We start from the raw sequence: 25,291 nt of genomic DNA on the forward strand, positions 1-25,291 counted from the left end.
GGGGGCGGCCGGGGCCAGGGGGCGCCGTGCCCCCTACGCCGCCGCGCGGAACCGCCCAGCCCGGGGACGCCGAGACCGGAGTGTCGGCGCCCGGGGGCGCCGGGAGCGGGGCCTCAGCGCCCGGGGGCGCGTCTAGCCCAGGTGGGGCGCGCCGCGTCGCTGCCGCAGGGCGGCCGTCTGGCGGTAGAGCTCCACGGCCTCGTCGCGGCGGCCCAACTGCTCCAGGCAGTGGGCCTCGTCGTTACGGCTGGCGATGGTGTCCGGGTGGTCGGCGCCGAGGACCCGCTCGCGGGCGCGGGCGACATGGCGGTAGACGGCGAGGGCGTCCGCCCAGCGGCCGAGCCAGCCCAGGCCCACGGCGATCTCGCGACGGCTGACGAGGGTGTCGGGGTGACCGGGGCCCAGTGTCCTCTCCCGGACGGCGCAGACGTCGCGGGCCTCGGCGAGCGCCTCCTCCCAGCGACCGAGGCGGCCGAGGTTGACGCCGAGCCCGTGCCGGGCGCGGAGCGTCTCGGGGTCCGTGGGTCCCTGTGCTCGGGTGCGGTCGTCGACGAGGTCCCGGTAGACGGCGAGCGCTTCGGCGCTGTGGCCGAGCCGGCCCAGGCTGATGCCCACCTCGTAGCGGGCGGCCAGGGTGTCGGGGTGGTCCGGGCCGAGCACCTGCGCGCGGGCGTCGGCCACCTCCCGGTAGGTCCGCAGCGCCTCCTGCCAGCGACCCAGCTGGCCCAGCGCGTAGGCGACCTCGTAGCGGGTGACGAGGGTGTCGGGGTGGTCCGGGCCGAGCACCCGGGCGCGGGCGGCGGCCACCTCGTACGCCATCCGGCAGGAGTCCTCCAGACGGCCCAGCCGGCCGAGGTTGAAGGCCAGGTTGTGGCGGCAGCGCAGGGTGTCGGGGTGGTCGGCGCCCATGGTGCGCACGCGGGCGGTGAGCACCGCGGTGTAGATCTGGTGGGCGACGAAGTGGCGACCGAGCTGGCCGAGGACGAACGCGGTCTCCTGACGGGCGGCCAGGGTGTCGGGGTGGTCCGGGCCCAGCGCCCGCTCCCGGCCCTCGGCGACCTTCCCGTACTCCCGGAGCGCGTCGCCGGGGCGGCCGAGCCGGCCGAGGGTGAAGGCCACCTCGTAGCGGCTGGCGAGGGTGTCGGGGTGGTCGGGGCCCAGCGCGTGCTCCCGTTCGGCGGCCACCGCGCGGTGCACCTCCCCCGCCTCCTCCCAGCGGCCCCGCCGGGCCAGGGCGAGCCCGGTGTCGTGCCGCTCGGCGAGTCGGGCCAGCAGCTCGGGGGCGGGGGTGGGCCGCTCGGGGGCGACCGGCGGCTGGAGCAGCGGGCCGGGGGCGAAGTTGCCGGTCCAGGTGCCGGTGAGCCCCTCCACCGAGGACGGGTCGGGGGCGGCCGGCGGTGGGGTGCACGCGGCGCTCGCCTTCGAGCCGGTGGTCATGTCGCGGGCCCATCCGGGCAGCCGGGCCTGCCGCGGCGGCGACGCCGGGTCGGCGAGCCGGCCGGGCTCGGTCAGGGTGGGGTGGAGACCGGGCAGCGTCCTGGCCCGCACCGCGGCGATCCGCTGGACGAGCCCGGCGGCGTCGCCGGGCCGGTGGTCGGGGTCCTTGGCGAGCAGGTCGAGCACGATGCGCTCGAAGGCGGCGGGCAGGTCGGGGCGGTGCCGCCGGGGCGGCACGGGCGCGGAGTCGCGGTGGCCGACCAGCACCGCCCAGGCGTCGTCCATGTCGAACGGCGGCGCGCCGGTGGCCAGTTCGTACAGCACGCAGCCCAGCGAGTAGAGGTCGCTGCGGTGGTCGACGGCGGTGCCGGCGATCTGCTCCGGCGACATGTAGTGCGGGGTGCCCATGGCGATGCCGGTGCCGGTGAGACGGGCGGTGAAGCCGATGTCGTGTCCGAGCCTGGCGATGCCGAAGTCGCAGATCTTCACGGCCCCGTCGGCGAGCCGCATCACGTTGGCGGGCTTGAGGTCGCGGTGCACGATGCCCTGCGCATGGGTGTAGGCGAGGGCGCCGGCGACCTGGTCGGCGATGTCGACGACGTCGGCGACCGGCAGCGGGTGGTGCTTGTTGTCCTCCAGCACCTGGCTGAGGTTGCGCCCGTCCAGCAGCTCCATGACGAGGTAGAGCACCCCGTCGTCCTCGCCGAAGTCGTGCACGACGGTGACGCCCCGGTGCTGGAGCGCGGCCGCCACCTGCGCCTCGCGGCGGAACCGCTCCCGCAGCACCCGGATGAAGGACGGATCGTGCTGGGGGCCGATCGGCTTGAGACACTTGACGGCGACGCGGCGGCCGAGCGACTCGTCGCGGGCGCGCCACACCTCTCCCATCCCCCCGCGCCCGATGAGGTCGAGCAGCCGGTACCGGCTCTGGATCAGCCTGGTGTCCGCCATACTCCCCCTGCCTTCGACGGAAGGTGCCCCTCCCGCCGCCGCCCCCGCAGCCCGCCGTCTCCCCGCCCCCGGCCCGGTGTCCAGTATGGCCGCCGGAGTGCGCCGCTTGTAGGTCGCTCGACGGCTCTCGCCGACCCCCGCCCGGCCCGGGGTCGGCCCCGGGGGCCCGAGCGGCCCGCGGGCCGGCCTCGGCGGACCCGGGGCCTCGGCGGGCCCAGGGCTTCGGCGGGCCCAGGGCTTCGGCGGGCCCAGGGCTTCGGCGGGCCCAGGGCCTCGGCGGAGCGGCGGGGGCTCAGCGGCGGACCCGCGGCATCCCCAGCCCGATCCAGGAGATGATCTCCCGCTGAACCTCGTTGTTGCCGCCGCCGAAGGTGAAGACGACGCTGCTGCGGTAGCCGCGCTCCAGCTCGCCGTGGAGGACCGCGCCGGCCGAGCCCTCCTTGAGCGGGCCGGCCGCGGCGAGCACCTCCAGGAGCCAGGCGTACGCCTCCCGGCGCGCCTCCGAGCCGTAGACCTTGACGGCGGAGGAGTCGTGCGGGGTGAGGGCCTCCCGCTGGAGTGCCTCCACCATCTGCCAGTTGAGCAGCTTCATCGCCTCGAGCCGGGTGTGGGTGCGGGCCAGCAGGCCGCGCACCCAGCCGAGGTCGATGACGCGCCGACCGTCGGCGAGCTTGGTGTCGGCGGCCCAGCGCCGGACGCCGTGCAGGGCGCGGATCGCCATGGTGCCGTGCGCGGCCAGGGTGACCCGCTCGTAGTTGAGCTGGGTGGTGATGAGCCGCCAGCCCTCGTTCTCCGCGCCGACCCGGCGGGAGAAGGGGACGCGGATGTTCTCGTAGTAGCTGGCGGTGGTGTCGTGGGAGGCCAGGGTGTGGATGGGGGTGCAGGAGTAGCCGGGGTCGGTGGTGGGCACCAGCAGCAGGCTGATGCCCTTGTGGGGCGGCAGGTCCGCGGTGGCGGGGGCGGTGCGGACCGCGAGCCAGACCCAGTCCGCCGTGTCGCCGTTGGTGGTCCAGATCTTCTGCCCGTTGACCAGGTAGCCGTCCCCGTCGCGGACCGCGCGGGTCTTGAGCGAGGCCAGGTCGGTGCCGGCCTCGGGCTCGCTGTAGCCGATGGCGAAGTCGAGCTCACCGGAGAGGATCCTCGGCAGGAAGTACGCCTTCTGCTCCTCGGTGCCGAAGCGCATCAGGGTCGGCCCGACGGTGTTCAGCGCCATCAGCGGCAGCGGCACGCCCGCCTGCGCGGCCTCGTCGAAGAAGACGAACTGCTCCAGCGGGCTCAGCCCGCGGCCGCCGTACTCCTTCGGCCAGCCGACGCCCAGCCAGCGGTCCGCGCCCAGGCGGGCGATGGTGGCGCGGTAGAAGGTCTTCTGAGCGGCGGGGTCGGCGTGCCGGGCGTAGGCGTTGTCCGGGACGAGCTCCGCGAAGTACGCGCGCAGTTCGGCGCGTAACCGCTGTTGCTCGGGGGTGTATTCGAGGTGCACGGCCCCTCCTGCGGCTCTCTCGGCGTCTCGCGGGCGCGGAACGAGGGGCACGGTAGAACGCGTTTCAGGAATACGGAAGAGCCGTGGCCCCCGCGACGGGGCCACGGCTCTCGGGGTTCCGCGGTCAGCGCTCCTCGCGCGGCGGGGCCGCGTCGCTGCCGCGCCGAAGGGTGCGCAGCCCCCGGCCGTCCGGGCACCAGACCCGCACCACCAGGTCGGGGTCGTCGACGGTGATCCGGACCACCTCGGTGAGCTCGACCCGGAAGAGGTGGAACGGCTGCGGCGGCTCGACCTCCGCGACGTAGCGGGCGATCACCTCCGGGTCGGTCACCTCGATCGCGCGGCCGCTGACGCGCGCGTCGCCGCCCGCCATCGACGCGTCCGCGCCGGGGTTGGCGTGCAGCGCGAAGCGCGGATCGCGGCGCAGGTCCAGCGCCTTGCGGGAGTTCGCCATCATGCCCAGCCACAGCTCCCCGTTGCGGAAGTCCGCCTCCAGGCCGGCGACACGCGGCGCGCCGTCCTTCCGAACGGTGGCCAACACATGGTGCTTGAACTGCTCGAAGCGCTCCCGCACGGTACGGGCGAAGGCGGGTTCGGCCGCCTCCACATCGCTCCAGCGGGCGGTCTTCCTACGGTCTTCCTCGGTCGTCATGGTGCCAGCGTGCCAGCGATACCCGACAACCACTGTCTGGATTGATCGGGTTCATTGGGCTGTCCCGGCTGGTCGGGCGGGAGATAGGCGATCCAGTCGGTGCCGCGCAGCGGATAGGGGACCCAGTCGCGGGCGTAGCTCGGCGGCTGGGGCCGATCGGGCCCGGTGAGGACCGCGGCGGACCGGCTCTCGATCCGACGCAGCAGGGTGGAGACGGTGACCGAGCGGTTGTTCCCGGCGGTCTGGGCGGAGGCGCAGCCCGCGTGGTACGCCACCGGCAGCGCGCGGTCCCCGGTGATCAGGCAGGGCGGCGCCACGCCGAGCCGGTGCAGCTCGCGGGCGCCCGCCAGATAGCGTCCGGTCACGGCCTGGGTCTGGCCGGTGGCGTGCCACAGCACCACGTGCTGGCCCGCCATGTGCAGCGCGATCACGGCCGCCAGGATCGCCGCCGCCCGCGACGGCCGGTCGTCGGCCCGGACCAGCCGCACGGCGAGCGCGGCGACGGGCAGCGCGAGCAGCGCGTAGACGGGGAGCAGGAAGCGGGGGGCGGAGAAGGAGATGAGGAAGAGGTACGGCGCGGCGACCGCGGCGGCGCAGGCGACGGGCAGAAGGATGACGGCGGGGCGGTCGGCGTAGGTGCGCAGCCCGTCGCCGCCGCGCGGCGCCTCGGCCCCCTCGCGCGCCGGCTCGGCGCCGGCGGCCTGGCCGCGCCGGCGGTCGCCCAGGGCGAGCGCCACCGCCGCGGCCGCCAGCAGCGGCAGGGCCAGCCACCAGAGCGTCAGCTCGGGGTGGCGCAGCGCGACGTCGCAGGGGCGGCACAGTTGGGGCCCGTTGAGGCTGCGTAGCACGTTGCCGATGTTGAAGGAGAGGCCCATGCCGCCCTCGACCTCGCCGGAGACGTCCAGCCGCCCGCCGATACTGCCGAAGCGCGCGTACGCCTCGACGATCCACTGCAGGGCGCCGGCCACCAGGCCGACGAGCAGCGCCGGTCGGGCGGTGCGCCAGGCGGGGGCCGCGAACGCCCAGGCGAACAGGGGGAGGGCCAGCCAGCCGGCGTCCGGGGTGCGCACCAGGGTGACGAGGCCCAGGAGGCCGGCGCACCACCAACGGGCGTGCGGCTCGTCCGGCACCCGGAGGAACCAGCCGACGGCGGCCACCGCACCGAGCGCGACCCACAGGTTCGGCATCGCGGCGGAGCCGCTGACCTGGGTGATCCACAACCCCGCGAACAGCAGCGCCGCGAGCGCGGTCACCGCGCGGCCCAGCAGCGGGCGCCAGACCCGGAAGGCGGCGTAGAGCGCGACGGCCGAGAGCAGCACGAGGAACAGCCGCAGCGCCAGCGGCGAGGAGGTCACCGCGAGCACGGGGGCGACCAGGAAGCTGATGCCGCGCGACCGGGGGGCGCTGAAGAAGGCGGCGGGGGTGCGCGGGTCGACCTGGGAGACGTACACCGACTCGTCCCAGCCCAGCGCCTGCCCGGTGCGCGGAACGACGAGGGCCAGCTGGACGAGGGCGTAACCGACGGCGACGACGGCGAGCCAGGGCACGGGGCGGCGCTCCGGCCGCGCGGCGGAGGCACGCCGCGGGCCGGGGGGCGCGAGCGGGGCCGGGCCGGCCGACGGGCCGGACTGCGGCGCGGGCGCACCGGGGTGGCGGTGCGGATGCGGGGGCGGAGGCGGGTCCGGCGTGGTGTGCGGAGGCACCGCGAGGGCCGCCATTACGTCCTTTTTCTCCATATCAGTAAAGATATGATGACTATTCAGTTATTTTGCGAATATACCTGCTCGGTGTCAGCAGATCCGCGGCAGCTGCTCCCCCAGCGGCAGGTCCACCACCCGCGTGCCGCCGAGCCCGGTGCGGGCCACCACCATGCCGGGGTGCTCGGCCACGCACTCGCCGATGATCGCGGCCCCGGCGCCCTGGGGATGCGCCCGCATGGCGGCCAGCACGGCGTCCGCGTGGGTCGGCGGCACGAAGGCCACGAGTCGGCCCTCGTTGGCGACGTAGAGCGGGTCGAGACCGAGGAATCCGCAGGCGGCGGCCACCGCCTCGGGCACCGGCAGGGCGCGTTCGGTGAGGGCGACACCGGTGCCGGACGCGGCGGCGATCTCGTTGAGCGCGGCGGCGAGGCCACCGCGCGTGGGGTCGCGCAGCACATGCAGATCCGGGGTGACGGCGAGCATCGCGGCGACCAGATCGCCCAGCGGCGCGGTGTCGCTGACCACCTCCGCCCCGAACTCCAGCCCTTCACGGACGCTCATGATGGCGATGCCGTGCATGCCGATCGGCCCGCTGACGATCACCACATCGCCCGGGGTGGCGCGCCGCGGCCCGATGTCGACGCCCTCGGGGATCAGCCCGATGCCCGAGGTGTTGACGTAGACCCCGTCGCCGTGGCCGGCCTCCACCACCTTGGTGTCCCCGGTGGCGACGGCGACCCCGGCGGCCCTGGCGGCGGCCCCGATGGACCGGGCCACCGCGCCCACCACCGACAACTCGACCCCCTCCTCCAGGATGAACGCGCAGGACAGCTGGGCCGGTCGGGCGCCGCTCATGGCCAGGTCGTTGACGGTGCCGTTGACCGCCAGGTCGCCGATGTCGCCGCCGGGGAAGAACAGCGGCCGCACCACGTAGGAGTCGGTGGAGAACGCCAGCCGGGCACCGCCCAGTTCGAGTCGCGCCGAGTCGCCGAGCTGGGCCAGCGTCTCGTTGCCGTACGCGGGGGCGAACAGATGGCGCACCAGCTCCGCGGAGAGCGCCCCGCCGCCCCCGTGGCCCATGACCACCACCGGTTGGTCGCGCAGCGGGGCGGGGCAGGTCCAGGCAGTGGGGTCGAGGGGTACCGGCGGCGCGGCCACGGCCCCCGTCTCCCCCACCGCGGTCTCCCGGGTCGTCGTCTCAGCCAACGGGGCTCGTCTCCTTCCGCGGCGCCGGCCCGGCGGATCCGCCGCCCAGGCGCCGGTACAGGTGGTATGCCGCGCACGCCCCCTCGCTGGAGACCATCGTGGCGCCCAGCGGGGTGCGCGGCGTGCAGGTCGTGCCGAAGGCGGCGCACTCGTTCGGCTTGATCAGCCCCTGGAGCACCTCGCCGCTGCGACACTCGGCGGACTCGCGGGTCCGCACGTCGCCGACCTCGAAGCGGCGCTCCGCGTCGTAGTCGGCGAAGGCGTCGGAGAGCCGCCAGCCGCTGTCGGGGATCACCCCGATGCCGCGCCAGGCCCGGTCGGTGACCTCGAAGACCTCCTCGATCATGCGCAGCGCCGCCGGGTTGCCCTCGTCCCGCACGGCGCGCGGGTACGCGTTGTCCACCCGGTGCTCGCCGCGCTCCAGTTGGTGGACCGTGCGACGGACGCCCTCCAGGATGTCCAGCGGTTCGAAGCCCGTGACGACGATGGGCACCCGATGGCGCGCGGCGAGCCGCGGGTACTCGCCGGTGCCCATCACGCTGCACACGTGGCCGGCGGCCAGGAACGCCTGGACGCGGCAGGCCGGCGACTCCATGACGGCCTCGATCGCGGGCGGCACCCGCACATGCGACACCAGCAGGCTGAAGTTGGGGACGCCCAGGCGGCGGGCGGTGTGCACGGCCATCGCGTTGGCCGGAGCGGTGGTCTCGAAGCCGATGCCGAAGAACACCACCTGGCGGTCCGGTTCGCGGCGCGCGATGTCCACGGCGTCCAGCGGGGAGTAGACCACGCGCACATCGCCGCCCGCGCTCCTGACCCGGAACAGGTCGCGCCCCGTGCCGGGGACGCGCAGCATGTCCCCGAAGGAGCAGAAGACCACCCCCGGCCGGGAGGCGATCTCCAGCGCCTTGTCGATCATCTCCAGCGGCGTCACGCAGACCGGGCAGCCCGGACCGTGGATGAGCTCGATCTCCCGCGGCAGCAGTTGGTCGATGCCGTGGCGGATGATCGAGTGGGTCTGGCCGCCGCAGACCTCCATGAGCGCCCACGGTCGGGTGGTGGTCGCGTGGATCTCGGCCAGCAGCCGCCGTGCCAGCTCGGGGTCGTGGAACTCGTCGATGTACCTCACCGCGCGCCCTCCCGCGCCGTCGCCGCCCCGGCGGCTCCGCCGCCCGCGGGAGCCGCCTCGATGGTGGGGGGCCGCACGGGCCCGGCGCCGCCGGTATCCGGGTCCGCGAGCCCGGCATCGGCGACGGCCACCCGCGCCGCCCGGGACCCGCCGGCCCCCGGGCGGACGGCTCCGGTGGCGGCCGCGCCCACGCTCCCGGCCCCTTCCGGACCGGCGGCCCCGACTCCGATCCCGGCCGGGGCCGGGGCCGTGCCGGAGCGGGAGCCACGGGGCGCGCCGGCCGCGGGCCGGACCCCGACCCCTTCGACCACCGGACCACCGGGCCCCGGCGCGCCCAGGGGGACCTCAAGCGTGCCGGAGCGGGAGCCACGGGCCGCGTCGACCACCGACCGGACCCCAACCCCTTCGACCACCGGACCACCGGGCCCCGCCGCATCCAGGGGGACCTCGGGCGTGCCGGAGCGGGAGCCACGGGCCGCGTCGACCACCGACCGGACCCCAACCCCTTCGACCACCGGACCACCGGGCCCCGCCGCATCCAGGGGAGCCTCGGGCGTGCCGGAGCGGGAGCCACGGGCCGCGTCGACCACCGACCGGACCCCAACCCCTTCGACCACCGGACCACCGGGCCCCGCCGCGCCCAGGGGGACCTCAAGCGTGCCGGAGCGGGAGCCACGGGCCGCGTCGACCACCGGCCGGACCCCGACCCCTTCGACCACCGGGCCGCCGCGCCCCGGCGCGCCCAGGGGGGCCTCGGGCGTGTCGGGGCGGGCGGCGCCCGCCTCGGCCGCGGCGCGGCCCCAGGCGTCGCCGAACTCCTCGTCCATCAGCCCGAGCTGCTCGAACAACTCCAGCGAGGCGCGGGCGGACGCCTCGTCGAGCCGTTGGAGCGCGAAGCCGACGTGGACGATGACGTACTCGCCCACCTGGGCCTCGGGCACGTAGTCCAGGCAGACGCGTTTGCGCACCCCGCCGAAGTCGACCTGCGCCATGCGCGAGCCGTCGCGTTCCTCGATGCCGACCACCCGGCCGGGCACTGCCAGACACATGGCGCCTCTCCGTTCGTCTCGTCGCTCATCACCGCTCCCCACCGCCCGCCGCTACCGCCGGTCCCCCGTGTGCCCGGCCACCACGAGCTGACCCAGCGCCAGTCCGCCGTCGCCGGGCGGCACCCGGCCGTGTCGCAGCACCGTGAAGCCGCAGGCGCGCAGCCGCGCGGCGCACTCCTCGTCCAGCAGCGCGTTGCCGAACACACCGCCGGTCAACGCGACCGTCCCGGCCCCGGTCTCGCGGCGGACCAGCCGGCACACCTCCGCCACGGCCGCCGCCACGGCGTGGTGGAACCGGGCGGCGATCACCGCGGGCGGGGTGGCCCGGCGCAGGTCGGCGACGACGGCGCGCAGCACGGGGGCGGGGTCCAGCAGCGTCGGCGGGGAGCCGACGCGCAGGGCGAAGCGGTAGCGCCCCCGCTCGTCGGGCCGGGTGTCGACCCAGGCGGCGGTGGCGGCCGCCTCCAACTCGATGGCGGCCTGGGCCTCGTAACCGGCCCGATGGCACACGCCCGCCAGCGAGGACACGGCGTCGAACAGCCGCCCCATGCTGGAGGTCGCCACGCAGGCGAGCCCGCGCTCCAGCTGACGGTCCAGCAGCCGCAGCTCGGCCTCCGAGCAGGCGGCGACGCAGGGGAGGTCCGGATCCCAGGCGAGACCGGCGGCGCGCAGCCGGGCGAGGGCCATCCGGCACGGATTGGCGACCCCGGCGTCCCCGCCGGGCAGCGGGGCGTAGGCCAGGTGCGCCAGCCGCCGACAGCCGTCGTAGTCGGCCAGCAGCACCTCGCCGCCCCAGATCGCGGCGTCGTCGCCGTATCCGGTGCCGTCGAAGGCGACGCCGATGACGGGCGCCGCGCCGTCGAGCCCGTGCTCGGCCATCGCGGAGGCGATGTGCGCGTGGTGGTGCTGCACCGGTCGCACCGGGCGGCCGGCGGCGGTGTGCCGAGCCCAGCGGGCCGAGTGGTAGCCGGGATGCCGGTCGACGGCGAGCAGCTTGGGGTCGATGGCCGTGAGCGCCCGCAGATGACGCTCGGCGCGGTCCAGAGCCCGCACGCCGGCCAGATCGCCCATGTCCCCCAGGTGCGGGGAGAACCAGGCGCCGTGCCCCGCGCCCAGGCACAGGGCGTTCTTGAGGTCGCCGCCCACCGCCAGCGTCGGGTGCAGCGGCACCGGAACCGTCAGCGGCATGGGCACGTAGCCGCGGGAGCGGCGCAGCACCACCTCGGTGCCGTCGGCCCGGACCCGCACCACCGAGTCGTCACACGGCACCTCGATGGCCCGGTCGTGCGACAGCCAGGCGTCGGCGATCCCCGCCAGCCGGGTCCTGGCCTCCCGGTCGTCCGTCACGATGGGCTCGCCTGAACGGTTGCCGCTGGTCATGACGAGGATCAAAGGCCCGTGCGGGTCGCCCGGGAGCCCGAACAGCAGCTGGTGCAGCGGCGTGTACGGGAGCAGCACCCCCACGTCCGGGCTGCCGTCGCAGACGCCCGCGGCCAGCTCCGGGAGCGCCCGGTCCGGGCAGCGGCGGCGCAGCAGCACGATGGGGCGGCGGGGGCCGCTCAGGACGGCGCGCTCGGCCGGGGTGGGGTGGGCGAGGGTCTCGACGGTGGCCAGGTCGGCGCACATCACGGCGAACGGCCGCCGCCCGCGCGCCTTGCGGCCGCGCAGCGCCGCCACCGCGTGCGCGTCGCCCGCGTCACAGGCGAGGTGGTAGCCGCCGATGCCCTTGACGGCGAGCACGGCGCCCCGCGCGAGCATCCGCCGGGCCTCCGCCAGCGCCTCCGCCCCCTGGACGGCCGCTCCGGAGGCCGGGGTGAGCGTGAGCCTCGGCCCGCAGTCGGGGCACGCCACCGGCTGGGCGTGGAAGCGGCGGTCCGCCGGGTCGGCGTACTCGGCGGCACAGCGTGGACACAGCGGGAACTCCGCCATGGTCGTGGCCGCGCGGTCGTAGGGCAGCGCGCGGGCGATGGTGAAGCGGGGGCCGCAGTAGGTGCAGGTGATGAACGGGTGCCGGTGGCGGCGGTCGCCCGGGTCGGCCAGCTCGCGGAGGCAGTCGGCGCAGGTGGCGCTGTCGGGCGGCAGCAACGGCGCCTCGCCGGGGGACGCCTCGTCCCGCGGCGAGGCCCGGATGGTGAACCCGGCAGCTCCGGTGACGGCCAGGTCCTGGTAGGCCACCTCGGTGACGTCCGCCCCCGGCGGGGCCTCGTCGCGGACGCGGCGGCAGAACGCCACGACCGCCGCCCGGTCGCCCTCGACCTCGGCGAGCACCCCGCCGGAGCTGTTGCTGACGAACCCGGTCAGCCCGAGCCGATGGGCCAGCCGGTGCACGAAGGGGCGGAAGCCGACGCCCTGGACGACGCCCCGGACCGTCACCCGGCGGCGCAGCGCGGCCGCGTGCTCGGGTCCGCCGGTCAGTGTGGCGCGCATGCGAGGACCGGCTGGTGCGGCCGGGCGCCGTCGCACACGGCCAGCACCCGACGCAGCAGCTCGGCGACGCCCTCCCCGGTACGGGCGGAGGAACGCAGCACCTCCACGCCGGGGTTGACCTGCTCGACGTGGGCGGCGAAGGCCGCCTCGTCGAAGTCCACGGCCTCGGCGAGGTCGGTCTTGGTGAGCACCACCAGGTGGGCCGAGCCGAAGGCGGTCGGATACTTCACGGGCTTGTCCTCGCCCTCGGTGACGGACATCAGGACGATGCGCAGCGTCTCCCCGAGGTCGTACGAGGCCGGGCAGACCAGGTTGCCCACGTTCTCCACGAACACCACGCGGGTGTCCTCCGGCAGCCAGCCGTCCAGCTGTCCGCGCACCTGGTCCGCCTCCAGGTGACACAGTCCGCCGGTGAGCACCTGCTTGACCGGTGCGCCGGAGCGGGCCAGCCGCCGGGCGTCGTTCTCGGTGGCCAGGTCGGCGGTGAGGGCGGCGACGGGGACGCCCTCCTCGACGGCCTGCCGCAGCACCCGCGTGAGCAGCTCGGTCTTGCCGCTGCCGGGGCTGGAGAGCAGGTTGACGGCGCTCACCCCCTGCCCGGTCAGCTCCTCGCGCAACGCCTCGGCCAGCCCGGTGTTCTTCGCCAGCACGGCCTGTCGCAGATCGACGGTGCGGCACATCATGGGGTTCCTCCTCGGCGGACGGGTACGGGGGCCTGCGCGGTCAGGGGCGTCGGGGCGGGTGGCGCCACGGCCTGCGCGGTCCCCGTACCCGCGCTCTCGGCAAGCGCCGTCTCGGCCTGCCCGGTCTCGGCCCGCGCGGTCGCCGTCCGCGCCGCCTCAGTCCGCGCGGTCGCCGCCGGCGCGGTCGCGCTCGCGGGAACGGCCACGGTCGGCTCGGGCGGGGCCGGCGCGGTCGGCGGCGCGTCCGGGTCGGCGAGCCGTACGGCGGCCAGTTCCAGCTCGCGGCCGGCGAGCAGCTCCGTAGCGGAGTGTGCGCACCGCGGGCAGGCCAGCCGCGGCGGGGAGCCGACGGCGAACTCCGCTTCGCAGCCGGTGCAGCGGGCGCGCGCGGGGACCTCCTCGATCAGCAGCTCGGCGCCGTCCAGCAGGGTGCCCTGGGTGGCCAGTTCGAACGAGAACCGCAGGGCGTCGGGGACCACTCCGGCGAGCTCGCCGACGCGCAGCCGCACCGACTCGACCGAGTCGGCGCCGTGTTCTCGGGCGGCCTCCTCGACGCTCTCGACGACGGCCATCGCGATCGACAGTTCATGCACGGTCCACCACGCTAGGGACCGGAGGCGGGCGCTCGCCCCGGACGATCGCCGAGGGCCCCCGTTTCCCCTCTCCCGGCCCAAGCGGCACGCCCGGCCGGCCCAACCCGGGCCGAGGCGCTCGCCCGCGGCGTGCTCACCCGGGTCCGTGGTGCCCGGTGCGGGCGCCGCCGGGGGCGGGGCGGTGCGGGAGGAGCGCCGCGGCGAGGAGCCCGCCGAGGCCGACGACCGCCAGGGTGATCATGGCGGCCGCGTAGGCGCCGGTGGTGAGACCGGCGACGAGGATGGTGCCGGCGACCGCCGTGCCGAGGGAGGAGCCGAGGTTCGAGACGCTGCGCGAGAGGCCGGAGATCTCACCCTGCCGCTCCTCGCCGAAGCTGGACTGGACGACGTTGACGGACGGGGTCAGCATCACGCCGAGGCCCAGCCCGATGAGGAGGAGCCCGGGGGCGAAGGCCCAGGCGTGGGGGGAGCCGCTCACCATGCCGAGCAGCACGCCGATGCCGGCGATGGTGACGGCGAAGCCCACCATGATGAGCGTGCGCTGTTGCCGCCGCTTCGCCAGGGGCTCGGCGGCCAGCGACGACGCGAGCAGGCCCACGGTGGCCGCCGTGAAGATGACGCCGGTCTCGATGGCGTTGTAGCCGCGCACGACCTGGAGGTAGGCCGCGACGGTGAACGACACCCCCATGAGCAGCAGCCACTGGATGTTCTGGGTGACGAGGCCGAGGTTGGAGGTGCGGCTGTGGAACAGGTTCGTCGACAGCAGCGGTTCCTCGCCGGCCCGCTCCCGGGCGCGCACCCAGGCGAGGAACCAGGCCAGGACGAGGGCGCCGAGGAGCAACAGTCCGAGCATCAGCCAGCCGTTGTCGTCGGCCGCCAGGATCCCCATGACGACGAAGACGAGTCCGGAGGCGGAGAGGACGGCGCCGCCGGTGTCGAAGCGGCGCGTCGGATCCGGCGGCAGCGGGTCCTCGATGTGTCGACTCAGCATGAGGATCACCGCGATGATCAGGGCCTGGAAGACGAAGGCCGCCCGCCAGCCGAGGCTCCAGGTGATGAGGCCGCCGATCAGCGGTCCGGCGGCGGCGCCGACGCCGCCCATCGCCATGATGGCCCCGAACGCGCGGACGCGCGCGGTCGTCTCCGTGAAGAGGAGCGTGGTGAGGATGTAGACGGGCGGGATGAGCAGGGCCGTGCCGATGCCCTCCAGGATCGAGTTGCCGACGATGAGGGTGCCCAGGCCGGGGGCGGCCGCGCTCAGCAGGGCGCCGACTCCGTAGACGGCGAGGCCGACCAGGAAGCACCGCTTCCGGCCGTATCGGTCGGTCAGCTTCCCGCCGGGGATCATCAGCGCCGCCATGACCAGCAGGAAGATGGTGATGGCGACCTGGACACCGTGCACGGTGGTGCCGAGGTCCGTGCTGATGTCGTTGATCATCACGTTCATGTTGGAGCCGGCGAAGCTGCAGATGAACTGCGCGAGGGCGAGCGGGGCGAGTACCCGTCGCCGTGCGCTCGCCGATGTGCCCGAGGTGTCCGCTCCCGCCACCGGCGCCGCCTCCGCTCAGGGCCGTGATCGCGCCGCCGGCCGCCGGCCCGGGGAGGTCCGGGCCCGCGCGCCGGCGCGTGTCGACGGCCGGTTCCCTTCTTCTCGCGCTTACCACCTCCGGCCCGCTTCCCGGCCGCGGGACGGTCGGCTTCGCCCGCCCGGACCAAACCGGGGACGGCACCGGGCGCGTCCCGGCCCGGGTCCGGCGCCCGGCGGGCGGCCGGGGGCAGCATCGCCGGCATGGTGATCCTGCTTCTGGCGAGCGCGTTCAACAGCCTGACCCAGCGGGTGTTCGCGGAGCTCTCGGACCGGGGCCACCGGGTGGCGGTGGAGTTGGCGCTGGGCGAGGAGTCGGTGCGGGAGGCGCTGCACCGGCATGTGCCGGACCTGGTGGTGGCGCCGATGCTGACCACGGCGATCCCGGAGGACGTCTGCGCGGCGCGGCCGTGCCTGGTCGTGCATCCGGGGCCGCCGGGAGACCGGGGGCCGTCGTCTCTGGACCGGGCCCTGCAGGAGGGCGTGGAGCGGTGGGGGGTGACGGTCTTTCAGGCCGAGGCGGCGTGGGACGCGGGGCCGGTGTGGGCGTCGGCGTCGTTCGCGGTGCCGCCTGGCGTCGGCAAGAGCGACCTGTACCGGGGCGAGGTGGCCGACGCCGCGCTGGAGGCGGTGTCGACCGCCGTGGAGCGCTTCGCCGCCGGGGGATTCCGCCCCACGCCGCAGCCGCCGGACGCGGACGGGGGTCATGCCGTCCGCCCGTATCTGCGCCAGGAGGAGCGGCGGATCGACTGGGAGCGGGAGCCGACCGAGGCGGTGCTGCGGAAGCTGCGCGCGGCCGACTCGCGGCCCGGGGTGCGGGACGCCTTCCTCGGCGGCGAGTGGTACCTGCACGGCGGCCACCCGGAGGACCGGCTGCACGGCCGGCCGGGGTGGGTGCTCGCCACCCGGCACGGGGCGATCTGCCGGGCGACCGTCGACGGCGCGGTGTGGATCCCGGAGCTGCGCCCGGCGCGGCGGCCGGGCGGGCCGGGCACATACCGGCTGCCGGCCGTGCACGCGCTGGGCGACCGGCTGCCGCCGGTGCCCGAGCTGCCGGCCGGGCTGTGGCCGTCGAGCGGGCGGCACACCCGGCGGACCTGGACGGACGTCTGGTACGCGGAGGAGGGCGCGGTCGGCTTTCTGCGCTTCTCCTTCCCCGGTGGGGCGATGAGCACCGACCAGTGCCGCCGAGTGCTGGCCGGCTACACCTTCGCCCGCACGCGACCGACCGAGGTGCTGGTGCTCGGCGGGGCGCGTGACTTCTTCTCCAACGGCATCCACCTGGGGGTCATCGAGGCGGCACCGGACCCGGCCGCCGAGTCCTGGGCCAACATCCTGGCCATGGACGCGCTGGTGGAGGCGGTGCTCACCACCACGGACCGGCTGGTGGTGGCCGCGCTGGGCGGCAACGCGGCGGCGGGCGGGGCGATGCTGGCGCTGGCCGCGGACGAGGTGTGGTGTCGGTCCGGGGCGGTGCTCAATCCGCACTACCGGCTCATGGGGCTGTACGGGTCGGAGTACTGGACCTACACGCTGCCGCGGCGGGTGGGGGCGGCCCGGGCGGAGCGGCTGACACGGGACGCGTTGCCGATGAGCGCGGCGGCCGCGGAGCGGATGGGGTTGGTCGACCGGGTCCTGGAGAGCGGTCCCGGGTCGTTCACGGCGGACGTCACCCGACTGGCCGCACACGTCGCGCGGTCGGCCGGGCTGCGGGCGCGGATCGCCCAGAAGAAGGCCACGCGGGAGCGCGACGAGGGCGAGCGGCCGCTGCGGGAGTACCGGAACGCGGAACTGGGGAGGATGCGGCGCACCTTCCAGGACCCGGGGGCGCCGTACCACGCGCTCCGACGGGCCTTCGTGACCAGGGAACGGCCGGTGCGGACCCCGGAGCATCTGACGGCACGGTTCACCCGTCACCGTGTGTCTGAGTTGTAGCGGATTATCCGACATGTAAGCCTTCGTTGGCAGATACCCCGAGACATCGGACACGCCCGCCCGGACCCCACCGGGCGTGCGGTCTGTCCGTCACAGCGCCGGCCCGTACGGAAAGGAGGGCGCCGTGAGCCCCGCCACGCAGGCGCCCAGCGCCCCCACTGAGACCGCCGTCGAAGAGGTGCACATCCTGTGGACCTCGGAGGGCATGAGTTGTGACGGCGACACCGTCTCGGTGACCGCCGCCTCACTGCCCAGCCTGGAGGACGTGGTCCTGGGGGCGATCCCCGGGCTGCCCAAGGTGCACCTGCACAACAAGGTGCTGGCCTACGAGAGCGCCGACGACTTCACCCGCCCCTTCCACCAGGCCGCCGCCGACGAGCTGGGCGCACCCTTCGTGCTGGTCGTGGAGGGCTCGATCCCCAATGAGCGGATCAACGGCGACGGCTACTGGACCTCGATGGGCAACGACCCGGAGACCGGGGAGCCGATCACCGTCAACACCTGGATCGACCGGCTGGCGCCCAAGGCGTACGCCGTGGTCGCCATCGGCACCTGCGCCACCTACGGCGGCATCCACGCCATGGCCGGCAACCCGACCGGCTGCATGGGACTCGCCGACTACCTGGGCTGGGACTTCCGGTCGGCCGGCGGTCTGCCGATCGTCAACGTCCCCGGCTGCCCCGTCCAGCCCGACAACTTCATGGAGACGCTGACCTGGCTGCTGTACCAGGCGGCCGGGATGGCGCCGCCGATCCCGCTGGACGAGCAGCTGCGGCCGACGTGGCTGTTCGGCAAGACCGTGCACGAGGGCTGCGACCGCGCCGCGTACTACGAGCAGGGCGACTTCGCCAAGGACTACAACTCGCCCAAGTGCCAGGTGAAGATCGGCTGCTGGGGCCCGGTGGTCAACTGCAACGTCACCAAGCGCGGCTGGATGGACGGCGTCGGCGGCTGCCCCAACGTGGGCGGCATCTGCATCGGCTGCACCATGCCCGGCTTCCCCGACAAGTTCATGCCCTTCATGGACGAACCCCCCGGCGGCTCCCTCTCCTCGGGGCTCCTGGGCACCACCTACGGCCCCCTGGTGCGTTCGCTGCGCGCCATCACCAACCGCGCCGCCAACCGCGAACCCAAGTGGCGCCACAACCGCGAGGAGTTGACCTCCGGGTTCGCCCCCCGCTGGCCCAAGCGCTGACCGGCCCCCGGACCCGCACCGCCCCCGGCCGCCGCACCGGCCCCGGACGGGCGGCACGGCCCCCGGGAGCCGACGCCCGACGCGCTCGGGGCAGCCGCGGCCCACGCCCCACCCAGCCCCGATACGCCCGCCGACGACCTCCGACCAGGAGCTCAAGGAGCCGCTGTGACGACGTTCCAGACCGCCCCGCCCGAGCAGCGCACCCTCACCGAGGTCGCGTTCGACCCGATCACCAGGATCGTCGGCAACCTGGGCATCTATACGAAGATCGACTTCTCCAACCGCGAAGTCGTCGAGTGCCGCTCCACCTCGTCCATCTTCCGCGGCTACAGCGTCTTCATGAAGGGCAAGGACCCGCGCGACGCGCACTTCATCACCAGCCGCATCTGCGGCATCTGCGGCGACAACCACGCCACCTGCTCGGTGTACGCGCAGAACATGGCCTACGGCATCAAGCCGCCGCCGCTGGCGGACTGGATCATCAACCTCGGCGAGGCCGCCGAGTACATGTTCGACCACACGATCTTCCAGGACAACATGGTCTTCGTCGACTACTGCGAACGCATGGTCAAGGAGACCAACCCGGGCGTCCTGGACCGTGCCGAGCACACCGCCGCGCCGCGCGCCGCCACCCACGGGATGATGACCATCGCCGACATCATGCGCTCCTACAACCCCTTCGAAGGGTCCACGTACAAGGAAGCGCTGGTGATGAGCCGGCTCACCCGCGAGATGATCTGCCTGATGGAGGGCCGCCATGTGCACCCCTCCACGCTCTACCCCGGCGGCGTCGGCACCGTCGCCACCCCGCAGGTCTTCACCGACTACCTGGTGCGGCTGACGCGCTGTCTGGACTTCGTCAAGCGCGCCGTGGCCATGAACGACGACGTCTTCGACTTCTTCTACGAGGCGCTGCCCGGCTACGAGGAGGTGGGCCGCCGGCGCACCCTGCTGGGCTGCTGGGGCGCCTTCCAGAACCCGGACGTCGTCGACTACGACTACCGGACGATGAACGAGTGGGGCAACTCCATGTTCGTCACCCCCGGCATCGTCGTCGACAACGAGCTCGTCACCACCGACCTCGTCGACATCAACCTCGGCATGCGGATCCTGCTCGGCAGCTCGTACTACGAGGACTGGGAGGAAGAGGAGGTCTTCGTCGACAAGGACCCGCTGGGCAACCCGGTGGACCGGCGCCACCCCTGGAACCAGACCACCCTGCCCGCCCCGCAGAAGCGCGACCTCAACGGCGGCAAGTACAGCTGGGTGATGAGCCCCCGGTGGTACGACAAGCGCACCGGCGACCATCTGGCGCTGGACACCGGCGGCGGGCCGATCGCCCGCCTGTGGGCGACGGCGCTGGCCGGCAAGGTCCGCACCCCCTACGTCCGCTCCACCGGCCACAGCGTCCAGATCGACCTGCCCAGGACGCCCTCCTCCCCGGAGGTCACCCTGGAGTGGACGCCGCCGGCCTTCCCCAACACCATCGAGCGCAACCGGGCCCGGATGTACTTCGTCGCCTACGCCGCCGGCATGGCGCTGCACTTCGTCGAGCAGGCGCTGAACGAGGTCCGGGCCGGGCGCACCAAGGTCTTCCAGGAGTTCTCGGTCCCCAAGGAGGCCATCGGCGTGGGCTTCCACGAGGCGGTGCGCGGGGTGCTCTCCCACCACCTGGTCATCCGCGACGGCAAGATCGCCAACTACCACCCCTACCCGCCGACCCCGTGGAACGCCAGCCCCCGCGATTCCTACGGCACCCCGGGGCCGTACGAGGACGCCGTCCAGGGCTGCCCGATCTTCGAGGAGAACAGCCGGGAGAACTTCAAGGGCGTCGACATCATGCGCACGGTGCGCAGCTTCGACCCGTGTCTGCCGTGCGGTGTGCACATGTACCTCGGCGGTGGCCGAACCCTCCAGCAGACCCACTCGCCGACCTTCGGCGCGATGGCCTGAGCGGGGCCGGCATGCCGTGGGACGACGCGTACGCGCGCGATCGGGTGGCGCGCGCCGAGGAGCGGTTGGCGGGCCTGGAGACCCTGCCGGACGGCGTCTCGGCGGCGCGCGCCGGCGAGGCGGTGGAGGGCCTGGTCGCCCTCTACGGCGAGTGCCTGGCGAGGGTCATGGGCCATCTGGCGGACGACGCCGAGCTGGTGCGACGGCTGGCGGCCGACGAGCTCGTCGGCCATCTGCTGCTCGTCCACGATCTGCACCCGGACCCGGTCGCCGACCGGGTCCGGCAGGCGCTGGCCGGACTGCCCGGCGAGCCCGAGGTGCTGGAGCTCTCCGCCGACCTGGTCCGGATCCGGCTGCGGGACACGCGGGGCGGCGGCTGCGGGTGCGGCTCCAGCCCGGCCGCCTCTCCGGAGCAGACGGTACGGGACGCGATCGCGGCCCGCGCCCCCGAGGTCGAGCGGGTGGAGGTCGAGACCGCCCCCGCCGCCCGGGCCCCGCAGGCCCTCATCCCGGTGGAGGCGCTCTTCCCGGGCCGGACCGGCGACCGTGCGCCCGTGGGTCGGGAGGCCGGGTGAGCCGGCTGCGGCGGATCGCCCGGCAGGCCGCCGCGCGGGCCGCGCCCGACCCCGTCACCGGGCGGGACGGGCGGGAGCGCTGCGACCTGTGCGCGGAACCGCTCCCGCCGGACCACCGCCATCTGCTGGACCTGTCCGCCGCGGCCGTACGGTGCGCCTGCCGGGCCTGCGCCCTGCTGTTCGACCGCAGGGAGGCGGGCGGGGCCAGCTATCGACTGTTGCCGCGGGAGCGGCGGCGGCTGGACGGCTGCGCGATCGACGAGGTGCTGTGGGCCGGTCTCGGCATCCCGGTCGACCTGGCGTTCTTCGTCCGCGGCGGGGCGACCGGCGAGGTCACGGCCGGCTATCCCAGCCCCCTGGGCACGCTGCGCGCCGCGGTGCACCCGGACAGTTGGCGGGAGCTCACCCGCGCCCACCCGGCGCTGCCGGGGCTGGCCGACGACGTCGAGGCGCTGCTGGTCCACCGGGCCGGCGGCGCCCGGGAGCACTGGCTGGTGCCGCTGGACGACTGCTACCGCCTGGTGGCGGTGGTGCGCGCACACTGGAAGGGACTGGGCGGGGGCCCCGAGGTGTGGCGGCACGTCGACACCTTCTTCAGCGAGCTGGCCGGCGAGCTCCCCGGCGAACCGGCCGGTGAACCGAGCACCGGACCGGCCACCGGACCGGACCCCGGTCCACGACCCACCCCCCAGGAGGCGTCATGGGTATCTCCGTAGGCAAGGCCGACGTACGACCGGACAAGGCGGCGCACATCGTCGGGGTCCGGCAGGGCAACGAGCCGGGACACTGGCCGACCAGCCGCCACCCCGGCCACCGGCCCGACGACCGCTCCACAGCCCGCCGGTCCACCGGCATCAACGCCGGGCAGCACGACCCGATCCTGCCCGACATGCCGAACCTCTCGCCGGCGTGACGGCGAGCCTGCCGACGGCCGTGGCCCTCGCCGCGGCGCCCGACCTGACCTTCGCGGTCACCGGCGTCGCGGCGGAGCGCTTCGCCGCCCTGCCCACGCTGCGGTTCGGCGTGGAGATCGCCCGCGTCGGCGGCGGGCCGGTCAGCTCCATCACGCTGACCACGGCGATCCGCATCGACGTGGCCCGCCGCCGCTACGACGCCGCGGCGCGGCGCGCGCTCACCGAGCTGTTCGGCGTGCCCGAGCGGTGGGGCGGCACGCTGCACCCGCTGGCCTGGACCCGCACCACCACCCAGGTGCCCGCCTTCGCCGACCGCACCACCACCGAGCTGACCGTGGAGTGCGGCTACGACACCGAACTGGCCGTCACCAAGTACCTGCGCGCCGTCCGCGACGGGGAGGTGCCGCTGGACTTCCTCTTCAGCGGCACGGTCTTCTTCCGCTCCCCCGAGGGGCTGCTGCGCACGGCCCGGATCTCCTGGTCCAAGGACGCGTCCTTCCCGCTGCCCGCCGCGCTGTGGCACGAGCTGACGGACCGCTACTCCGCGGGCGGCACCTGGCTGCGGCTCTCCCGGGAGACCTTCGACCGGCTCGACGACCACCGCGCCCGCCATGTGCTCGGCAGCCCCGACGCCGCCGTGCGCCATCTGCTCGACCACTCCGGAGCCCCATGAACGCCGTCGACGACGCCATCGAGAAGATCACCACGGCCTGTCTGTACGAGGGCTATCTGCTGTGGCCGTACCGCAGGTCCGCGCTGAAGAACACCAAGCGCTGGATCTTCGGCGGCGTCTTCCCACGGGACCACGCCGAGGCGCTGGGCGAGCGCGGCCTGGCGCGTACCGAAGTGCTGGTCGACGCCCCCGACGGCGCGACGATCACCGCTCGGGTCCGCTTCCTGCACGTCGTGGACCGCACCGTGGTGCGCGACGGGCCCGACGGCCCCGAGCCGGTGGACGAGCTGACGGTGGCCGGAGAACGCCACGTCAGCTGGCAGGAGGCCACCGAACGCGAGGTCGTCGTCAGCGCGCGGCTGGCCGGCCCCCCGGTCGTCGCCGCCATCGACGTCCCCGAGGGCCGCGACACCGAACCGCTGCCGGGCGGCGCGGTGGTGCGCACCTGGCACCGGCTGGCGGGGCTCGTGGAGGTGTCCGCCGAGCCGGTCGCCGAGGGCAGCCACCGGCTGACCGTACGGATCGAGAACCACACCCCCTGTCCCGCCCCCGACCCCGCCGACCGCGCGGCGCGCGACAAGGCGGCGGCGTACGCCTTCGTCTCCACCCACACCGTGCTGCACGGCGACACCGCGCTGTTCCGCTCCCTCGCCGACCCGCCCGACCGGCTGCGCGTGGCCGCCGCGTCCTGCGAGAACCTGGGCGTCTGGCCGGTGCTGGTGGGCCCGGACCGGGCGGGCGACGCCTCGACGGGCGAGGCGCCGGGCGAGGCCGACGGCGCCCCCGCCGCGCACACCGTCCTCGCCTCCCCCGTGACGCTGTGCGACTTCCCCGCCGTGGCCCCGGAGAGCCCCGGCGACCTGTTCGACGGCGGGGAGATCGACCAGCTCCTCATCCTCAATGTGCTCAGCCTGACCGAGGAGGAGCAGGAGGAGGCCCGCGCCTGCGATCCCAGGGCCCGGGAGATCCTCGACCGCTGCGCCCGGCTCTCCCCCGAGGAACTGGGCGCGCTGCACGGCACCATCCGCGAGTTCCGGACCCTGGAGGACGCGTGACACAGCGAGGACCAGTGACCGAAGCGGGAGCCGTGACGGAGGCGGGAGCCGTGACCGAGACGGGAGCCGTGACCGGGCTGCGTCGCGGCAGCCGGGTGCGGCTCCGCCCCTCGCGCGGCAGCGACCTGTTCGATCTGGCGCTGGAGGGTCGGATCGGCGAAGTCGACCGTGTCGAGGAGGACCTCGAGGGAAACCCGCACGTGGTCGTGGTGCTGGAGGGCGACCCGGGACGGGACTTCGGCGCCAGCCGGGGCCAGGTCGCCCACCACTTCTACTTCTCCCCCGAGGAGGTGGAGCCCCTGTCGGGCGATCGGCCGGCGGCACCGCCGGCCCGGATCCTGGTCGCCGGGATCGGCAACGTCTTCCTCGCCGACGACGGCTTCGGCTGCGAGGTCGCCCAGGCGCTGGGCCGTCGGCCCCTCCCCGAGGGCGTGCGCGTCGCCGACTTCGGCATCCGGGGCATGGACCTCGCCTACCGGATGCTGGAGGGCTGGGACACCGTCGTCTTCGTCGACGCCGCCCCGCGCGGCGCCGCCCCCGGCACGCTCTTCGTCATCGAGCCGGACCTCCGGGAGATCGCCGACGCGGCGCCCGAGACCCATGCCATGGACCCGGTGCGGGTGCTCGCGCTGGCCCGGCATCTGAGCGAGGGGCCGCTGCCGCGGGTCCTGGTCGTCGGCTGCGAGCCGGAGGTCCGGATGACCGGCGAGGAGCCGGATGTCCAGGTCGGGCTCAGCGAACCCGTCCGGCGCGCCGTCGACGAGGCCGTACCGCTCGTCGAGAAGCTCCTGGCCGACCTGCTCGACCGCACCGGAGAGGAGGTGAGGTCCCAATGAGGAACGGAATCTTCATCCCCGCGGGCGTCGTGCGCGCCGCGACCTGCGTACTGGCGGTCGCGACGATCGCGATCATCGTGGCGGAGGCACCGGAGGCATGGCGGTACTACAAGATGGAGACGATGTAGCCACATGCGCTCGCTGTGACGCGGAGGTGCCCGTGAAGATGCTCATCAACGTGGCCGAGACGGTGGTCGCCGACGCGCTGCGCGGGCTGGCCGCCGCACACCCCGAGCTGACCGTGGACGTCGACAACCGGGTGGTGGTGCGCCGGGACGCGCCGGTGGCCGGGAAGGTCGCGCTGGTGTCGGGCGGCGGCTCGGGGCACGAGCCGCTGCACGCCGGGTTCGTCGGGCCCGGGATGCTGGACGCGGCCTGCCCCGGGGAGGTGTTCACCTCGCCCGTTCCGGACCAGATGGTGCGGGCGGCGGCGGCCGTGGACAGCGGCAAGGGCGTGCTGTTCGTGGTGAAGAACTACACGGGCGACGTCCTCAACTTCGACATGGCCGCCGAACTCGCCGAGGACGAGGGGGTGCAGATCGCCAAGGTGCTCGTCAACGACGACGTGGCGGTGACCGACAGCCTCTACACGGCCGGCCGGCGCGGCACCGGGGCGACGCTCTTCGTCGAGAAGATCGCGGGCGCGGCGGCGGAGGAGGGGGCGCCGCTGGAGCGGGTGGAGGCCGTCGCCCGGCAGGTCAACGCGTCCTCGCGCAGCTTCGGGGTGGCCCTCAGCGCCTGCTCCACCCCGGCCAGGGGCGGCCCCACCTTCGAGCTGCCGCCCGGTGAGCTGGAGCTCGGCGTGGGCATCCACGGCGAGCCGGGACGGGAGCGACGCGGGACGATGACCTCCCGTGAGATCGCCGACCTCGCGGTGGACGCGGTGCTCGACGATCTCCAGCCGGACAGTCCGGTGCTGCTGCTGGTCAACGGGATGGGCGGCACTCCGCTGCTGGAGCTCTACGGCTTCAACGCGGAGGTGCACCGGGTCCTGGGCGAGCGGGGCGTCCCGGTGGCCCGCACCCTCGTCGGCAACTACGTCACCTCGCTGGACATGGCCGGCGCCTCGGTGACGGTGTGCCAGCTGGACGAGGAGCTGCTGCGCCTGTGGGACGCGCCGGTGTCCACCCCCGCCCTGCGCTGGGGCCGCTGACGCCGACCGCGCGCTCCGCCCGGCCCCGTCCCCGGCCGGCCCGTCCCCCGGGCCCGGCCCCGTACCCCAGGGCGCGGCCTCGTGCGCGCCCCCGTCACCCGCCAGCCCGC

20 protein-coding genes and 2 pseudogenes are annotated in these 25,291 nt (G+C 74.7%); 11 read left to right on the forward strand and 11 right to left on the reverse strand.

All coding sequences use genetic code 11. The features are described from left to right. Positions 1-132: 132 nt before the first annotated feature. From LRS74_RS04310 to LRS74_RS04360, 11 genes and pseudogenes are all read right to left on the reverse strand, one after another. Entirely contained in the window at positions 133-2,388 is a 2,256-nt protein-coding gene (locus LRS74_RS04310) for a serine/threonine-protein kinase (RefSeq protein ID WP_277739721.1), read from the reverse strand. A gap of 292 nt (positions 2,389-2,680) precedes the next feature. Then, positions 2,681-3,868, reverse strand: a complete 1,188-nt coding sequence (locus tag LRS74_RS04315) for an acyl-CoA dehydrogenase family protein (protein ID WP_277739722.1) — start codon at positions 3,866-3,868, stop codon at positions 2,681-2,683. A 124-nt stretch (positions 3,869-3,992) separates the two neighbouring features. Next, positions 3,993-4,520, reverse strand: coding sequence for a pyridoxamine 5'-phosphate oxidase family protein (locus LRS74_RS04320; protein ID WP_277739723.1), 528 nt, complete (start codon positions 4,518-4,520; stop codon positions 3,993-3,995). Then, positions 4,517-6,256: a hypothetical protein gene (locus LRS74_RS04325; protein ID WP_277739724.1), complete on the reverse strand. Its 1,740-nt coding sequence runs from the start codon at positions 6,254-6,256 to the stop codon at positions 4,517-4,519. The genes LRS74_RS04320 and LRS74_RS04325 overlap by 4 nt, the downstream gene beginning before the upstream one ends. Positions 6,257-6,310: 54 nt before the next feature. Next, positions 6,311-7,300 (reverse strand): hydrogenase expression/formation protein HypE, encoded by a 990-nt coding sequence (hypE, locus tag LRS74_RS04330; protein ID WP_277744592.1) that lies wholly within the window; start codon positions 7,298-7,300, stop codon positions 6,311-6,313. Positions 7,301-7,418: 118 nt separating this feature from the next. Next, the gene (hypD, locus tag LRS74_RS04335; protein WP_277739725.1) at positions 7,419-8,555 is read right to left on the reverse strand and encodes a hydrogenase formation protein HypD; all 1,137 of its coding nucleotides are present in this window, start codon (positions 8,553-8,555) and stop codon (positions 7,419-7,421) included. A gap of 776 nt (positions 8,556-9,331) precedes the next feature. Next, positions 9,332-9,604 (reverse strand): annotated as a pseudogene (locus tag LRS74_RS04340) (HypC/HybG/HupF family hydrogenase formation chaperone); the annotation flags it as partial. Between the two features lie 51 nt (positions 9,605-9,655). Beyond that, the gene (gene hypF / locus LRS74_RS04345) at positions 9,656-12,031 is read right to left on the reverse strand and encodes a carbamoyltransferase HypF (protein WP_277739726.1); all 2,376 of its coding nucleotides are present in this window, start codon (positions 12,029-12,031) and stop codon (positions 9,656-9,658) included. Next, complete coding sequence (hypB, locus tag LRS74_RS04350; protein WP_277744593.1) at positions 12,016-12,711, reverse strand: hydrogenase nickel incorporation protein HypB; 696 nt, start codon at positions 12,709-12,711, stop codon at positions 12,016-12,018. The genes hypF and hypB overlap by 16 nt, the downstream gene beginning before the upstream one ends. Before the next feature lie 260 nt (positions 12,712-12,971). After that, positions 12,972-13,307, reverse strand: a pseudogene (gene hypA / locus LRS74_RS04355) (hydrogenase maturation nickel metallochaperone HypA); the annotation flags it as partial. A 133-nt stretch (positions 13,308-13,440) separates the two neighbouring features. Then, entirely contained in the window at positions 13,441-14,856 is a 1,416-nt protein-coding gene (locus tag LRS74_RS04360) for an MFS transporter (RefSeq protein ID WP_277739727.1), read from the reverse strand. A 240-nt stretch (positions 14,857-15,096) separates the two neighbouring features. Here LRS74_RS04360 and LRS74_RS04365 point away from each other — a divergent pair, with 240 nt between their 5' ends. The 11 genes from LRS74_RS04365 to dhaK all read left to right on the forward strand — a co-directional run bounded on the left by LRS74_RS04365 (position 15,097) and on the right by dhaK (position 25,181). Then, positions 15,097-16,827: an enoyl-CoA hydratase-related protein gene (locus LRS74_RS04365; RefSeq protein ID WP_277739728.1), complete on the forward strand. Its 1,731-nt coding sequence runs from the start codon at positions 15,097-15,099 to the stop codon at positions 16,825-16,827. A 205-nt stretch (positions 16,828-17,032) separates the two neighbouring features. Then, a complete protein-coding gene (locus LRS74_RS04370) occupies positions 17,033-18,022 on the forward strand; it encodes a hydrogenase expression protein HypE (RefSeq protein WP_277744594.1) in 990 nt (329 codons plus the stop codon). 165 nt (positions 18,023-18,187) lie between these two features. Then, complete coding sequence (locus LRS74_RS04375) at positions 18,188-19,975, forward strand: nickel-dependent hydrogenase large subunit (protein ID WP_277739729.1); 1,788 nt, start codon at positions 18,188-18,190, stop codon at positions 19,973-19,975. An 11-nt stretch (positions 19,976-19,986) separates the two neighbouring features. Continuing rightward, positions 19,987-20,550 carry a NifU family protein gene (locus tag LRS74_RS04380; protein WP_277739730.1) on the forward strand — a complete coding sequence of 188 codons (564 nt, stop codon included), beginning with the start codon at positions 19,987-19,989 and terminating at the stop codon, positions 20,548-20,550. Then, positions 20,547-21,266: a DUF5947 family protein gene (locus LRS74_RS04385; protein WP_277739731.1), complete on the forward strand. Its 720-nt coding sequence runs from the start codon at positions 20,547-20,549 to the stop codon at positions 21,264-21,266. Before LRS74_RS04380 ends, LRS74_RS04385 begins: the two co-directional genes overlap by 4 nt. Continuing rightward, complete coding sequence (locus LRS74_RS04390) at positions 21,251-21,463, forward strand: hypothetical protein (protein WP_277739732.1); 213 nt, start codon at positions 21,251-21,253, stop codon at positions 21,461-21,463. Before LRS74_RS04385 ends, LRS74_RS04390 begins: the two co-directional genes overlap by 16 nt. Continuing rightward, positions 21,460-22,137: a DUF6084 family protein gene (locus tag LRS74_RS04395; RefSeq protein WP_277739733.1), complete on the forward strand. Its 678-nt coding sequence runs from the start codon at positions 21,460-21,462 to the stop codon at positions 22,135-22,137. The genes LRS74_RS04390 and LRS74_RS04395 overlap by 4 nt, the downstream gene beginning before the upstream one ends. Beyond that, positions 22,134-23,192: a hypothetical protein gene (locus tag LRS74_RS04400; protein WP_277739734.1), complete on the forward strand. Its 1,059-nt coding sequence runs from the start codon at positions 22,134-22,136 to the stop codon at positions 23,190-23,192. Before LRS74_RS04395 ends, LRS74_RS04400 begins: the two co-directional genes overlap by 4 nt. A 50-nt stretch (positions 23,193-23,242) precedes the next feature. Next, positions 23,243-24,028, forward strand: a complete 786-nt coding sequence (locus LRS74_RS04405) for a hydrogenase maturation protease (protein WP_347178096.1) — start codon at positions 23,243-23,245, stop codon at positions 24,026-24,028. Beyond that, positions 24,025-24,156, forward strand: a complete 132-nt coding sequence (locus tag LRS74_RS04410) for a hypothetical protein (protein ID WP_260867446.1) — start codon at positions 24,025-24,027, stop codon at positions 24,154-24,156. The genes LRS74_RS04405 and LRS74_RS04410 overlap by 4 nt, the downstream gene beginning before the upstream one ends. A 32-nt stretch (positions 24,157-24,188) precedes the next feature. Further along, the gene (gene dhaK, locus LRS74_RS04415; protein WP_277739735.1) at positions 24,189-25,181 is read left to right on the forward strand and encodes a dihydroxyacetone kinase subunit DhaK; all 993 of its coding nucleotides are present in this window, start codon (positions 24,189-24,191) and stop codon (positions 25,179-25,181) included. Positions 25,182-25,291: the final 110 nt, after the last annotated feature.

The sequence above is a fragment of the Streptomyces sp. LX-29 genome (assembly GCF_029541745.1).
In the GTDB taxonomy this organism is placed as follows: Bacteria; Actinomycetota; Actinomycetes; order Streptomycetales; family Streptomycetaceae; genus Streptomyces.

Coding starts and splice junctions, on each gene's coding strand:
- LRS74_RS04310 (WP_277739721.1), bottom strand. CDS start 2,388: ATGGCGGACACCAGGCTGATCCAGAGCCGGTACCGGCTGCTCGACCTC.
- LRS74_RS04320 (WP_277739723.1), bottom strand. CDS start 4,520: ATGACGACCGAGGAAGACCGTAGGAAGACCGCCCGCTGGAGCGATGTG.
- LRS74_RS04325 (WP_277739724.1), bottom strand. CDS start 6,256: ATGGAGAAAAAGGACGTAATGGCGGCCCTCGCGGTGCCTCCGCACACC.
- hypE (WP_277744592.1), bottom strand. CDS start 7,300: ATGGGCCACGGGGGCGGCGGGGCGCTCTCCGCGGAGCTGGTGCGCCAT.
- hypF (WP_277739726.1), bottom strand. CDS start 12,031: ATGCGCGCCACACTGACCGGCGGACCCGAGCACGCGGCCGCGCTGCGC.
- hypB (WP_277744593.1), bottom strand. CDS start 12,711: ATGTGCCGCACCGTCGATCTGCGACAGGCCGTGCTGGCGAAGAACACC.
- LRS74_RS04365 (WP_277739728.1), top strand. CDS start 15,097: ATGGTGATCCTGCTTCTGGCGAGCGCGTTCAACAGCCTGACCCAGCGG.
- LRS74_RS04370 (WP_277744594.1), top strand. CDS start 17,033: ATGAGTTGTGACGGCGACACCGTCTCGGTGACCGCCGCCTCACTGCCC.
- LRS74_RS04380 (WP_277739730.1), top strand. CDS start 19,987: ATGCCGTGGGACGACGCGTACGCGCGCGATCGGGTGGCGCGCGCCGAG.
- LRS74_RS04390 (WP_277739732.1), top strand. CDS start 21,251: ATGGGTATCTCCGTAGGCAAGGCCGACGTACGACCGGACAAGGCGGCG.
- LRS74_RS04400 (WP_277739734.1), top strand. CDS start 22,134: ATGAACGCCGTCGACGACGCCATCGAGAAGATCACCACGGCCTGTCTG.
- LRS74_RS04410 (WP_260867446.1), top strand. CDS start 24,025: ATGAGGAACGGAATCTTCATCCCCGCGGGCGTCGTGCGCGCCGCGACC.